General features: G+C 60.2%; 10 protein-coding genes and 1 pseudogene. 5 read left to right on the top strand and 6 right to left on the bottom strand.

Annotation, left to right across the window (positions count from 1 at the left end):
- Window positions 1-124: 124 nt before the first annotated feature.
- Complete coding sequence (pdhR, locus tag GKN89_RS22615; protein ID WP_004937490.1) at window positions 125-889, bottom strand: pyruvate dehydrogenase complex transcriptional repressor PdhR; 765 nt, start codon at window positions 887-889, stop codon at window positions 125-127.
- 631 nt (window positions 890-1,520) lie between these two features.
- Between pdhR and GKN89_RS22610 the strand changes: the two are divergent.
- Window positions 1,521-2,985, top strand: a pseudogene (locus GKN89_RS22610) (amino acid permease).
- A gap of 66 nt (window positions 2,986-3,051) precedes the next feature.
- Here the strand turns inward: GKN89_RS22610 and GKN89_RS22605 are convergent.
- The 3 genes from GKN89_RS22605 to GKN89_RS22595 are packed head-to-tail and all read right to left on the bottom strand — an operon-like array spanning window position 3,052 to window position 7,624.
- Window positions 3,052-4,287 carry a cytochrome c gene (locus GKN89_RS22605; protein ID WP_154747819.1) on the bottom strand — a complete coding sequence of 412 codons (1,236 nt, stop codon included), beginning with the start codon at window positions 4,285-4,287 and terminating at the stop codon, window positions 3,052-3,054.
- Complete coding sequence (locus GKN89_RS22600; RefSeq protein ID WP_063919685.1) at window positions 4,284-4,838, bottom strand: (2Fe-2S)-binding protein; 555 nt, start codon at window positions 4,836-4,838, stop codon at window positions 4,284-4,286. The genes GKN89_RS22605 and GKN89_RS22600 overlap by 4 nt, the downstream gene beginning before the upstream one ends.
- Window positions 4,835-7,624: a xanthine dehydrogenase family protein molybdopterin-binding subunit gene (locus GKN89_RS22595; protein ID WP_154747818.1), complete on the bottom strand. Its 2,790-nt coding sequence runs from the start codon at window positions 7,622-7,624 to the stop codon at window positions 4,835-4,837. Before GKN89_RS22595 ends, GKN89_RS22600 begins: the two co-directional genes overlap by 4 nt.
- 208 nt (window positions 7,625-7,832) lie before the next feature.
- Here GKN89_RS22595 and GKN89_RS22590 point away from each other — a divergent pair, with 208 nt between their 5' ends.
- Window positions 7,833-8,417 (top strand): NTP transferase domain-containing protein, encoded by a 585-nt coding sequence (locus GKN89_RS22590; RefSeq protein ID WP_063919687.1) that lies wholly within the window; start codon window positions 7,833-7,835, stop codon window positions 8,415-8,417.
- 8 nt (window positions 8,418-8,425) lie between these two features.
- Window positions 8,426-9,478 carry an XdhC family protein gene (locus tag GKN89_RS22585; protein WP_154747817.1) on the top strand — a complete coding sequence of 351 codons (1,053 nt, stop codon included), beginning with the start codon at window positions 8,426-8,428 and terminating at the stop codon, window positions 9,476-9,478.
- Here the strand turns inward: GKN89_RS22585 and GKN89_RS22580 are convergent.
- Both GKN89_RS22580 and fumA read right to left on the bottom strand, forming a co-directional pair.
- Complete coding sequence (locus GKN89_RS22580) at window positions 9,402-10,268, bottom strand: helix-turn-helix domain-containing protein (RefSeq protein ID WP_019456084.1); 867 nt, start codon at window positions 10,266-10,268, stop codon at window positions 9,402-9,404. The two genes, GKN89_RS22585 and GKN89_RS22580, sit on opposite strands and share 77 nt — an antisense overlap.
- A 151-nt stretch (window positions 10,269-10,419) precedes the next feature.
- On the bottom strand, window positions 10,420-12,066 hold the full coding sequence (gene fumA, locus GKN89_RS22575) for a class I fumarate hydratase FumA (protein WP_019456085.1): 1,647 nt from the start codon (window positions 12,064-12,066) through the stop codon (window positions 10,420-10,422).
- 349 nt (window positions 12,067-12,415) lie between these two features.
- Here fumA and GKN89_RS22570 point away from each other — a divergent pair, with 349 nt between their 5' ends.
- Together GKN89_RS22570 and endA are read left to right on the top strand one after the other, a co-directional pair.
- Window positions 12,416-12,928 (top strand): SprT family zinc-dependent metalloprotease, encoded by a 513-nt coding sequence (locus tag GKN89_RS22570; protein WP_004937462.1) that lies wholly within the window; start codon window positions 12,416-12,418, stop codon window positions 12,926-12,928.
- A gap of 101 nt (window positions 12,929-13,029) precedes the next feature.
- Entirely contained in the window at window positions 13,030-13,725 is a 696-nt protein-coding gene (gene endA / locus GKN89_RS22565; RefSeq protein WP_063919691.1) for a deoxyribonuclease I, read from the top strand.
- The last annotated feature ends 45 nt before the right edge of the window (window positions 13,726-13,770 follow it).

Raw genomic sequence — 13,770 nt, 5'->3', positions numbered from 1 at the left:
TCTTCCTGTGCTCTGTGAAAAAACACACGAAGACAGGCCCATCAGTTTAGTTGCCGCTTAAGTACTTAACTAAGTACCTCGAACTTAACCCCCGCAGGCTGGTGTACCCTGAAGAGGACAGCTCTTAATCCTTGCGTTGCTGGAGACGCCGTAGCGATCTCTCGCGTCGGGTATGCTCCCGGCTGAGATCCAGCAAGATTTCCTCGATAAACGCCAAGTGGCGATGCGAGGCTTCACGGGCCTTTTCCGGCTCGCGTGCCACAATCGCCTCAAAAATTCCGGCGCGGTGGCTGCTCACTTTTGCCAACATCTCACGGCGCGAGTAGAGCAATTCAAAGTTCTGACGCACGTTCTGTTCCAGCATCGGCCCCATGCAGCGTAGCAGGTGAAGTAACACAACGTTGTGGGCGGCTTCGGTCACGGCGATTTGATACTGCATGACCGCATCGGCTTCGGCGTCGAGATCGCCGCTGTCCTGAGCCTGCTGAATCACAATGTGGCAATCGCGGATGCGCGCCAGATCTTCATCGGTGCCGCGCAGCGCCGCGTAATAGGCGGCGATGCCTTCCAGCGCGTGACGGGTTTCCAGCAGATCGAACTGTGATTCGGGATGGTCGGCCAGCAGCTCGGCCAGCGGATCGCTGAAGCTCTGCCACAGATTAGTTTGCACGAAGGTGCCGCCGCCCTGACGGCGCAGGAGCAGCCCTTTCGCTTCCAGGCGCTGAATGGCCTCTCTCAGAGAAGGACGGGAGACATCAAACTGTTTCGCCAGCTCGCGCTCCGGAGGCAGTTTTTCGCCTGGGCGCAGTGTCCCCTCGAGGATCAGATATTCGAGCTGTTGCTCGATAACATCTGACAACTTGGGTTGGCGGATTTTGCTGTAGGCCATGAGTGAATTCTTCTCTGCGAATGGCGCGGAGTCAATTGGTAATACCAATTTCAAAAACGTGACGGTAAAGTAACAAAGTATTCACCTCCTGTCCATACGGGCCTTGATCGAAATCAGGTTACCCGCACATTTTAACACCCCGCTGAAAACCCCGCTGCAAACCGGTAACGCCGTGATGGTATTACCATTTACGCGACGGGTTATGGATTTAACTTTTACCAAACCTTACGCAAGGAAGAGTGCAAACTTTTTGCCCGAGTTTTATTGCATGGTTATTACGCTTTGATGAATGACTATTTGGCGAACAATACGGCGCTGGTTTGTTCATTATTTGAACGCAGCCCACCGCACAGATCTACGTTATTTTTGCGCATTATGTGATTTGTTGCTTATTTCATGCACTGAATCCCCCCCGCCGTCACACAACCCGCATTTTGTTTCCTAAACTGCTGCAATCTTAATCACTCACACGACAAAGCAGGTGCAAACCGACGCACATAACATTATTCTCTGCCAAACGGTAGCGGCGCCGTGGAATTAATAGATATAACGTCGTAAATAAAACAAAACACACATCGTAACCACTGCTTTACAGGCATGTGGGCATTCACAACGACAGAGGGTTAGATTGATGGATGGTCAACAGCATGGTGACCAGCTGAAACGCGGCCTGAAAAACCGCCATATTCAGCTCATCGCCTTAGGTGGCGCAATCGGCACCGGATTATTTCTCGGTATCGCTCAAACAATAAAAATGGCCGGCCCGTCAGTGCTTCTCGGCTACGCCATCGGTGGCTTCATCGCGTTTCTGATCATGCGCCAGCTGGGGGAAATGGTGGTGGAAGAGCCGGTCGCCGGTTCCTTCAGCCACTTCGCCTACAAATACTGGGGCAACTTCGCCGGCTTCGCCTCCGGCTGGAACTACTGGGTGCTGTATGTCCTGGTGGCGATGGCGGAGCTGACCGCGGTCGGCATCTACGTACAGTACTGGTGGCCGGAGATCCCCACCTGGGTTTCCGCCGCGGTGTTCTTCCTGGCGATCAACGCCATTAACCTGGCCAACGTCAAAGTTTACGGCGAGATGGAGTTCTGGTTCGCCATCATCAAGGTGGTAGCGATTATCGGCATGATCGTGTTCGGCGCCTACCTGCTGTTCAGCGGCCTGGGCGGCCCGGAAGCCACCGTCACCAACCTGTGGGCGCAAGGCGGGTTCTTCCCGAACGGCATCATGGGCCTGGTGATGGCGATGGCGGTGATCATGTTCTCCTTCGGCGGCCTCGAGCTGGTCGGCATCACCGCCGCCGAAGCCGACAACCCGCAAAAGAGCATCCCGAAAGCCACCAATCAGGTGATCTACCGCATCCTGATCTTCTATATCGGTTCATTGGCCATTCTGCTGTCGCTGTACCCGTGGGGCAAAGTGGTCGAAGGCGGCAGCCCGTTCGTGCTGATCTTCCACGCGCTGAACAGTAACCTGGTAGCGACCGTGCTGAACATCGTGGTGCTCACCGCCGCGCTGTCGGTCTACAACAGCTGTGTCTACTGCAACAGCCGCATGCTGTACGGCCTGGCGCAGCAGGGCAACGGGCCGAAAAGCCTGCTGAAGGTCGATGGCCGCGGCGTGCCGGTGGTGGCCATCGGCATTTCCGCCCTCGCCACCGCGCTGTGCGTGCTGATTAACTACCTGATCCCGGGCCGCGCCTTCGAANGTGCCGGTGGTGGCCATCGGCATTTCCGCCCTCGCCACCGCGCTGTGCGTGCTGATTAACTACCTGATCCCGGGCCGCGCCTTCGAACTGCTGATGGCGCTGGTGGTGTCGGCGCTGGTGATCAACTGGGCGATGATAAGCCTGGCGCACCTGAAATTCCGCGCCGCCAAAAACCGCGAAGGCGTAGTGCCGAAGTTCAAAGCGTTCTGGTACCCGTTCAGCAACTACCTGTGCCTGCTGTTCATGGCCGGCATCCTGGTGATCATGTATCTGACGCCGGGCATTCAAATCTCGGTGCTGCTGATCCCGGTGTGGGTGGCGATCCTGGCCGTCGGTTACGCCATCAAACAGCGCAGCCAACGCGTCGACGGCGTCACCAGCCGTTGAATCCCGTAACCGCGCAATAAATAAAACGGCCCGCAGATGCGGGCCATTTTTTTGCCTGAACGCCGCTTACTTACGCAGCGCTTTCACCTGCTCGGCGGTGATATCCGCCGGCAAACCGCCCCAGGTCACACGCAGGTAATTCACCAGCTCGGCCACGTCGGCATCGCTCAGCCGCTCACCGAAGCCCGGCATGCTCTGCATGCTTTCACCGTTCGGGAACTGCTGGGCCGGCAAGCCATCCAGCACCGACACGATCAGGTTCTTGCCGTCCGTCTGGCGCAGCGTGGCGTTATCGCGCATCGCCGGCGCGACGTGCGGTTTGCCCTCGCCTTCGCGCGCATGGCAGCCGGCGCACTGATCCAGATAGGTCATGCGCCCGGCATCGCTGCCCTGGCCCACTGTTACCGGCACTGCCGCCGGCGGCTGCTCGCCCATCAGATACAGCGCCAACGCCTGATGGTCTTGCGGCGTCAAATGACGGGTGCTGAGATCCACCACCATATGCATTTCACTGAAGGCGGAACCCTGCGGTGCAAGGCCGGTGCTGAGGAAGCGGCTGACGTCCTGCGGCGTCCAGCCGCGCTGCGCCAGGCCATGCGGCGTAATGTCCGGCGCCATGAAGCGACCGAGATCGCCGCCCTGCATCGGCTTGCCGAGATCCATCTGCCCCAGCGCGCCGCGCGGCGTGTGGCATTCACCACAGTGGCCCAGCACATCGGCCAGATAGCGGCCGCGCTGCCATTGCGGCGAGCTGCCCTGCGAACTGGCCGGCAGCGGATCCTGGCTGCGGAACAGCAGATTCCAGCCGATCAGCGCCATGCGCTGGTTGAACGGGAACGGCATCTCGTTGGCCGGAATGGCCACGTCTACCGCCGGACGCGTCATCAGGTAAGCATAGATATCATCGGCGTCCTGACGCGAAATGCCCTTGTACGAGGTGTAAGGCATCGCCGGATACAGATGGCGCCCGCCCGGTGCCACGCCCTGCGTCAGCGCCAGGAAGAAGTCGTCCTTGCTCCAGCGCCCGATGCCGTGATCGGCCGACGGCGTCAGGTTGCTGCCGTAAATCGTGCCGAACGGCGTGTCCAGCGGATAGCCGCCGGCCAACGGCGCCCCGCCGCTGGCGGTATGACAGGCGGCGCAGTCGGCGGCCTGCGCCAGATAGCGGCCGCGGGCGATCTGTTCGGCGCTGGCGGTCACCTGCTGCACCGGACCGTCGTAACGGCGGTTTTCCCGCCACCACAACAGCGCAATCACCACGATCGCCACCAGCAAAATCAACCCTGCGAGACGTTTTTTCATTGTGCCGTCTCCTTTAACAGCCCCGGCGTTTTCAGCACCACGTCGCGCACCGCTTCGTAGTAACGCACGTAGCCAGTGCAGCGACAGATATGGCTGTCCAGCGCCTGCTCGATGGCGTTTTCCAGCTGATCGCGGGCAATCGGCTCACGCTTGAGCTTTTCCACGAAAATGGTGGCGGCATTGACGAAGCCCGGCGTGCAGTAGCCGCACTGGAAGCTGTAGTGCTCCAGAAACGCCTGCTGGATCGGCGACAGCTCAACCACCTCGCCCTGTTCGTCCACCTTGGCGTGGCCCTCGACGGTGCGCACTTTCTTGCCGTTGAAGAAATGCGCGCCGGTGATGCAGGTACGCACCTCTTCGCTGGTGCCGCTCGGGTGATCGACGATCGCCACGCAAGCGTGGCAAATGCCCTGCCCGCAGCCGAGGCGCGAACCGGTCAGATCGAGATACTCGTGCAGGAAATCGATCATCATCAAGCCTTCCGGCACCTCGATCGGGCCGTACGGTTTCTCGTTGATAGTCAGGGAGATCGGCTGGGTTTTAATGCTCATTGTAATACCTCACGAATATTTTCTGCACGAACGGGCAAATCACGGAAACGGTGGCCGGTGGCGTCGGCGATGGCGTTGACCAGCGCGGCCACGATCGGGATCATCACCACCTCCGCCATGCCTTTCGGCGGATCGGTTTCCGACAGCGCCGGCAGGATGTCGCCGCTCTGTTTCCACACCGCCACGTCGCTGGCGCGCGGCAGGTGGTAACGGTTGAAGTTCCAGGTGCCGTTGCCCGGGCCGTCTTCGTACAGCGGTAAATATTCGTGCAGCGCGTGGCCGATGCCCATCGCCAGCCCGCCCTGCAGCTGGCCGGAAACCAGTTCCGGCACGATCAGGTTGCCGCACTCCATGATCGAATGGTGATTCAGCAGTTCCACCTGGCCGGTGGCGATATCCACCGCCACTTCCGCCAGCGTGCCGACGGCGCTGTAGTAGGTCACCGCCGCATTGTTGCGCTGGGTCGGCGGGTAGTAGACCTGCCCGCGCGCCAGCGGTTTGAATTCGCCGCCGGCGTTGCGCAGCGCCATGCCGTCGACCGGCAGGCGTTCGCTTTTGCCGTTCAGCGTGAAATCGGCCTCCGCCCACTGCCAGCGGTTGAAGACGTGCACCGCCGCGCCGGTGACGCCGCCCATCTTATAAGCCGTCTTGGCCAGCAGTTCGAGGCTCAGCACCGACATGCCCGCCGCCGTCAGGCCGCCTTCGACCCAACGCGCATCTTCGCGCCGCACCACCAACGGCGCCGCCTGGCCGCCGCCGATACCGGCCTGCCACAGCGCCATCGCCGCCGGCCACAGGCCGTGATCGAAGATCAGGCGCGCCGCTTCGCGGGTGCTGTGTGAGAAGTAATAGGCCGAGTTGCTGGCGCTGGACGGCGAACAGTAGCTCGGCGTCCAGTTAGGGTTGGTTTGCAGCTTGTCCTGCTCTTCCTGCGACATCAGGTAAGGATCGCCGCTGGTGACCATCGGCAGCACCGACCAGTCTGTGACCGAGAAGTGCGCTTCGTCGGCCGGTTTGCCCAGCCACTGGGCGCACAGCACCGACTGCGAGGTCGACATGCCGGTGCCCATCTCCGCGCCGCTGTGATGCAGGGTGATGCGGCCATCTTCGCTCAGCTCCACCCGGGCGAACGAAGTTTCCGCCCCGGTGCCGAAATCTTTCTGCACGCAGCCGAAACCAACGCCATAGCGCTTGCCGGGATGACGGCTCTCAAACTCGGCCTTACGTTCGGCGCGCTTGAGCCACATCTCATGCTTCGCCGCCTTCTCCAGCACTTCATCGGCGCGGATCGCACCGGCCGGGATCGCCCCCTGGGTGTTTTTCATACCGGATTTCAGCACGTTGCGCAGGCGAAACTCGATAGGGTCGATCTTCAGCTCGGCGGCCAGTTCATCCACCATCATCTCGGTGGCGGCCATGCTCTGCAGCGTGCCGTAACCACGCGCCGAACCGGCGTCGATGGCGCGTGAAGCTAATCCGACCGACGACAGATCGCTTTTCGGGAAGTAGTAAATCGACTGGGCGGCGGTCGCGCCGACCATCACCACCGAAGGGGTAAAGTTGCTGCGGCCGCCGCCGTCCGCGGTCATGTCACCGAGGAACGACTGCATGACGCCGGTCTGACGGTTCACCGCGATGCGGTAGTTCATGTCGAACGCGTGACGCTTCAGCGCCGTCTGGAACTGTTCGAAGCGGTCGTTGGCCAGGCGCACCGGATGGCCGTCGCCGTACATCGCCGCCACCGCGCCGTAATACGGGAAGTTGTAGTGATCTTTCGAACCGTAGCCCACGGTGTAGCACGGGTGCAGGATCAGCTGTTTCACCGGCGGGTTGCGTTTGGCCAGCATGCGCGGCATTTCGTCGGCCACTTCCTGCGGCGACTGGGTCGGCACCACCAGATGCAGCGTTTGCGTCTGTGCGTCAAACCAGCCGTTGGCGTTGTCCGGCTCCAGCGCCGAGGTGTCGATGGACTGCGTGGTGTAACGGCGCGACATCACCAGCCAATCGGCCGGCGGATTCGCCAGCTCATCGGCGATCAGGCCCGCATAGCGCATGCCTTCCTGATCCAGCTTGCCGCCCTCGCGCCCTTCCGGCCATACCGGCAGGTGTTTTTTCATCGACACCGGGAAAATCGGCGTGTCTTTCAGGCTGGAGAAGCGATCGTCGTCGAACGGCTGCTCACCGCCCACCCGCACATAGCGGAAGCTGCCCCAGGGATCGCGCTCCAGCGGGCCGGTCACCGCGCCGTATTTGATGGTCTCTTCACGGAATTTCAGCTTGTCCTTGGCGAAACGGAAACGGGCGAAGTCGTGATAGATCAGGATTGCCACCGCCTGGCCAAGATAGGCCGGGGTTTTGCCGCTCGGCAGCAGCATGTCATCACCGTAGAACGCCGGGAAAGCCAGGCCGTCGCGCGCCAGATCTTCCGCCGTCACCAGGCGATTCGGCTGCAGGTCGTCCCCCAGCAGCGACAGATCGACCCCTTCGAACAGCCGGTCGGCTTGGGTGACGCGCAGAATAAAGGCGTGTGCCTGTTTCTGCGGCCAGTGCGGCATGTCCACCGCACGGATATCGCGTGCGAACACCTTCTGCCCCATAACCTTGGCGCGGCCGTCGATGCGGAAACGCACGCGCTTGGCCTGCGGATCCCAGTTGGGCGACTGGAGGATTTTTTGCTCGAACAGCGCGGCGTAGGCGCGGCTGTACAAAGGCGCGAGGTACACGGATACCCCCGCAATCACGGCGCTTTTGATAAAGCGGCGCCGCGACGGGTTGAAATTGCTCATAAATAAGTCCTTCACGTCTTTCTTGTAATTGGTTTTTGTTCGCGGTGTTGTTGCGCAAACGCTGACGACCTTGCCGTAGACGTCATAAGCATATGCTTATAACTAAAATTATGTGATGATTAACAGGCTGTTTTCAACAAAAAAACATTTGCAAAACACTTATGGTTTGTATGCTAATAAATAATTTGCGCAAACGCGGGCTTCAACCATGACTACGGGCATTGTCATTACCGCCGCCGGACGCGGGGAGCGATTTATTCAGGCCGGCGGCCAGGGCAACAAGTTAAACGCAGGATTTGCCGATGCGGCGGGCGAGCGGCGTTCGCTGTTCGAGCACACCCTATGCCAGGCGCTGGCCTCCGGCCTGCCGGTACAGGTCGTGACCCGGCCGGATAATCTGCCGGTACTGGCAGCCTGCGCCGCCAACCAGGTGCCGGTCACCCTGCTCGCCAGCGCGGGCCTCGGCGACTCGATCGCCGCGGGCGTTGCGGCCACGTCGCACTGGCAAGGCTGGTTGATCCACCTGGCGGATATGCCGTTCGTCAGCGCCGATGTCTTTCGGCAGGTGGCGAACGCCTTACGGCAACACGCGATCGTGCGCCCCAGCTATGCGCAACAGCCCGGTCACCCGGTCGGCTTTTCCGCCCTATTGCGCAAACAACTTTGCCAATTGCACGGCGATAATGGCGCGCGTGGGCTGCTGCAAGGCGCAGCGGTACACCTGTTGCCGCTTGAGCACCCCGGCGTCGTGCAGGATATTGATCTTCCATCGCAACTCCCGGCCAGCGAGTAAATTCACCTATGCAACATCTTGATTTCACCGTGGTCAGCCAGGCGATAAGCTGGCTGCAACAACAGCCGGTCTGGCTATGCACCGTGCTCAGCACCTACGGCTCTTCGCCGCGGTCGCCGGGCGCGCTGATGGCGGCGACCCGTGACGGCCGCTACAGCGGCTCATTGTCGGGCGGGTGCGTGGAGGAAGACTTTCTGCGGCGCGTGGCCGCCGGGGAGTATCAGGCGGCCAGCCAGGTGATCCGTTACGGCGAAGGCGGCATGACGCCCAATGTAGCGCTGCCGTGCGGCGGCGTGTTGGACGTGCTGATCGAGTATCTGCCGGCGGGAGAAGCCAGCGTCGCTTACCTGCAGCGCATCGCCGGCGCGCTGGAAGGGCATCATGCGTTGCTCAAACGCCTGACGCTGCCCAACGCCTGCCATAGCCTTGAGCAGAGCCATTTCACCAGCGCCACTCAGGTTGAACGCCGGCTCGAGCAGATCACCCTGCATATCGCGGCCGCGCCGCGCCTGCTGATCGCCGGGCTGTCCAGCGTGGCGCTGTACTGCGCCGATTTCGCCGTAGCGCTGGGGTTTGAGGTGCTGGTGTGCGAGAACCGCCCTGAGGCGCTGGACAACTTCGCCGCCGAGCTGAAGCCCGGCGTGACGCTGCTGCGCCAGTTTCCGGCCAAGTTCATCGAGGAAGGCGGCTGCCATGCCAACACCGCCGTCGTGGCGCTGACCCACGATCCGCGGATGGACGACCTGACACTGATGGAAGCGATCCACACCCCGGCGTTTTACATCGGCGCCATGGGCTCGCTCAGAAACAGCGCGCGGCGGCGCCAGCGTTTGCAGCAGATCGCCGAGTTCACGCCGCAGGAGCTGGAACGCATCCATGCGCCGATCGGCCTGCCGCTCGGCAGCAAAACCCCGGCGGAAATCGCCCTGGCGGTGATGGCGGCTATCGTGCAGCAAAAAAACCGGCTGCCGGCCGCCGACGGGCTCAGTGCAGCGGCACCACCGGCACCAGATGCTGCAGCTCCAGGTGCAGCTCCTCTTTCCCGCTCAGCGAATAGCTGAACACCGTCATGTCCGGCCCGTCACCGCGGGCCAGCCCCATTTCGGGCAGCACCTGCGTGTAAATCTTAATGATGTGATCGTTGAGCGCCACCGGCTTGCCTGAATAGCGAAAACGGCAAAACTCGCCGTGGATCTCCGGCAGCGGCTCCAGCGCCACGCCTTCGCGCAGCGGATATTCCGTCTTCACGCCCAGGGTATAGTCGACTCTGACCCGCTCGCCGTCCGGCACCAGCTGGGTAAATGAATAGGTCTGCGTCGGGCGCTCGCCCAACAAGGTGTAGAACTGCGCCCGCAGCGCGCTGCGCAGCGGCAGGTGCGACTTATCCAGATTCTCGATATCCAGATGGTACGCGTAATGCTTGCCGTGAAACGCGTATTGTCCTCTGGCGATGCTGACGCGTTCGACCTGAATATCGCCGGGCTGGCTGGCCGCCAGCGAACGCACCAGGTTGCTGAAGTCCTGTTTGCGGGCATGGCGATACACGCTGGGCGATTCGGCGAAGTGTTTCTTGAAACAGCGCGAGAACGTCTGCTGATTATCGAATTGATATTCTACCGAAATATCGAGGATGCTCTTCTGCGTGAAACGCAAGGCGAAAGCGGCGAGATAGAGGCGGCGAGCGCGAATGTAAGAGGCTAACGACAATCCGGTCTGCTTCTTGAACATGCGCTGCAGGTACCATTTCGTATAGCCTGACTTGGCGGAAACGATATCCAACGACAGCGGATTGGTCAGGTTATCTTCAATCCAGACCAGCAGTTCCCTGATATGATTTTCCTGCGTTCCCATGTGATTGCTGAAACCTTCTGTTGCCGATATTCCATTAGTCGAATTTTAGTGCTATCCGCGTAGGGTATACAGGTTAAAACTCGGCGTCCAGCAAGCTACAGGACTTTACACAATCCCCCTTCGCCGCCCGCTGGCGGCGAAGGGGCAACGCTTATTTCAGACAGCTGGAGCATTGACCGGCCTGGATCTTCTGGAAGAAGTCATTGCCTTTGTCATCCACTAGGATAAACGCCGGGAAATCTTCCACTTCGATTTTCCAGATCGCTTCCATACCCAGCTCAGGATACTCCACGCACTCCAGGCTCTTGATGCTCTGCTGCGCCAGCACCGCCGCCGGGCCGCCGATGCTGCCGAGGTAGAAACCGCCGTGCTTGTGGCAGGCATCCGTCACCTGCTGGCTGCGGTTGCCTTTCGCCAGCATGATCATGCTGCCGCCGTGGGATTGCAGCAGATCGACATAGGAATCCATACGCCCGGCGGTGGTTGGCCCCAACGAACCGGACGCATAGCCTTCCGGCGTTTTGGCCGGGCCGGCGTAATAGATCGGGTGATCCTTGACGTACTGCGGCAGGCCTTCACCGCGATCCAGACGCTCTTTCAGCTTGGCGTGCGCGATATCGCGACCGACGATGATGGTGCCGCTCAGCGACAGACGGGTGGAAACCGGGTACTGCGACAGCTGTTTGAGGATCTCGGCCATCGGGCGGTTGAGATCGACCTTGATCGCCTCGCCCTCCCCGGCCTGGCGCAGCTCCTGAGGAATGAATTTACCCGGATTGTGCTCCAGTTTTTCCAGCCAGATACCGTCGCGGTTGATCTTGCCTTTGATGTTTCGGTCCGCCGAGCAGGAGACACCCATGCCGACCGGGCAGGACGCGCCGTGGCGCGGCAGGCGCACTACGCGGATATCGTGCGCGAAGTATTTACCGCCGAACTGTGCGCCCAGCCCCAGGTTCTGCGCTTCTTGCAGCAGTTCCGCTTCGAGTTCCAGATCGCGGAACGCCTGGCCATGCTCGTTGCCTTCGGTCGGCAGACCGTCGTAATACTTGGTCGAGGCCAGCTTGACGGTTTTCAGCGTCGCTTCTGCCGAGGTGCCGCCGATGACGAACGCCACGTGATACGGCGGGCAAGCCGCAGTGCCCAGCGTGCGCATCTTGTCGACCAGATAGTTTTTCAGTTTGCCCGGCGACAGCAGCGCCTTGGTTTCCTGATACAGATAGGTTTTGTTGGCGGAGCCGCCGCCCTTGGCGATGCACAGGAACTTGTACTCTTCGCCGTCCACGCTGTAGAGATCGATCTGCGCCGGCAGGTTGCTGCCGGTATTGACCTCTTTGTACATATCCAGCGCGGCGTTCTGCGAATAGCGCAGGTTTTCTTCGATGTAGGTGTTATACACCCCGCGCGACAGGGCAGCTTCATCGCCGCCGCCAGTCCAGACGCGTTGGCCTTTCTTGCCGACGATGATCGCCGTGCCGGTGTCCTGGCAGGTCGGTAAAATACCCTTGGCGGCGATTTCTGAGTTACGCAGAAATTGCAGCGCAACGTACTTGTCGTTTTCGCTGGCGTCCGGATCTTTGAGGATATCGGCCACCTGCTGTTGGTGCGCCGGGCGCAGCATGAACGACGCGTCGTGGAACGCGTGCTGGGCAAGCAGGGTTAACGCTTCAGGGGCAACTTTCAGAATTTCCTGGCCTTCAAATTCGCTCACGGAAACGTGGTCGCGGCTCAGCAGGTAGTATTCGGTATCGTCTTTCTTCAGCGGGAACGGATCTTGATAGTGGAACGGTTTATTCGACATTGATCTCTCACTTGCAACATCAGCTGCGTTAAATTCACACTTGCGGCGCACGGCTCGGCGCCTTGTCAAAAAACTGCCTCCACCTTACGTATTTTTAATCAGTCAGTTATTGCGCCAAATCGCAAAATAACCGCTCTTTGCGTAAGGGATTACCACAGGCGGCGTTTCAACCTTGCTCGGTGAGAACTGCGGGTACAGGCTCATCATGCACGCTTTATTATCCCGCAGTTAACACATTGATTACAATCCATCGGCAGCGATCGCCTTATCAATGTGGTGAAAAAGCGCCGGATGCGGATTTGCGACGGGCATATTGTCAGCCGCCCCGCCATTGCTTAAGCTAGCCGCAATGAACAAACCAAGAATCCCCATCGCGCTGCAACAAGCGGTGATGCGCTGCCTGCGAGAAAAGCTGCAGTTGGCCCGCCAGCATTTTGCCGTCGAATTCCCCGAACCCAGCATCGTCTATCAGCAACGCGGCACCAGCGCGGGCACCGCCTGGCTGCAAAGTTGGGAAATCCGCCTGAATCCGGTGCTGCTGCTGGAAAACCAACAGCCGTTTATCGATGAAGTGGTGCCGCACGAGCTGGCGCACCTGCTGGTGTTTCGCCAATTCGGCCGGGTGGCGCCGCACGGCCGCGAATGGCGCTGGATGATGGAAAGCGTGTTGTTGACGCCCGCAAGCCGCACTCACCGTTTCGAAACCGCCTCGGTGCAAAGCAAAACCTTCCCCTACCGCTGCGGCTGCGGGCAGCACCAGCTCACCATCCGCCGCCATAACCGCGTGCTGCGCGGCGAAAGCGAATACCGCTGCCGCCGCTGCGGTGAGAAACTGAAATTTCTCGCCAGCGAGAACCTTTAGCTAAACGATTTATACGTTAAAACAAGCAAATATCGCCATTTGCCACTGCCGGCAAGTTCCGCTACCCTGCCTGCTTTTCCAATTTTGAGCTGTTTTGGAATATGCTTCGCAGAATTTTGTTTATGGCGGTTTTCACCGCAGGCGCCGCACAGGCGCACGGCATCAATAACTTCTCTCAGGCCAAAGCGGCGGCGGCCAAGATTAACCAGGATGCGCCAGGCAGTTTTTACTGCGGCTGCCGTATCGACTGGCAAGGTAAAAAAGGCATCCCGGATCTCGCCGGCTGTGGCTATCAGGTGCGTAAAAACGCCCAGCGCGCACAGCGCATCGAATGGGAACACGTGGTGCCGGCCTGGCAGTTCGGCCACCAGCTGCAGTGCTGGCAAGACGGCGGGCGCAAGAACTGCAACAAAGACGCCACCTATCGCCAAATAGAAACCGATCTGCACAACCTGCAGCCGGCGATCGGCGAAGTGAACGGCGACCGCAACAACTTCATGTACAGCCAATGGAACGGCGGCGAAGGCCAGTACGGACAGTGTCCGATGAAAGTGGACTTCAAGAATAAACAGGCGGAACCGCCTGCCCGCGCCCGCGGTGCCATCGCCCGCACCTACTTCTACATGCGCGATCGCTACCAGCTGCGGCTATCGCGCCAGCAAACCCAGCTGTTCGAGGTGTGGAACCGGCAATATCCGGTGAGCCAATGGGAATGTCAGCGCGAAGCACGTATCGCCAAGGTGCAGGGCAACCACAACCCCTATATTCAACAGGCTTGTCAGCAGCGGAAAAGCTAACCTACTATAGCCGTTATCTTTCATGGTGCCGCCAACCTGCGGCAC

It is taken from the genome of Serratia sp. YC16, from assembly GCF_009707615.1.
GTDB lineage: Bacteria > Pseudomonadota > Gammaproteobacteria > Enterobacterales > Enterobacteriaceae > Serratia > Serratia surfactantfaciens.
Note: the sequence above shows the minus strand (reverse complement) of the source record. Positions and strands in the feature narration are given on the sequence as shown.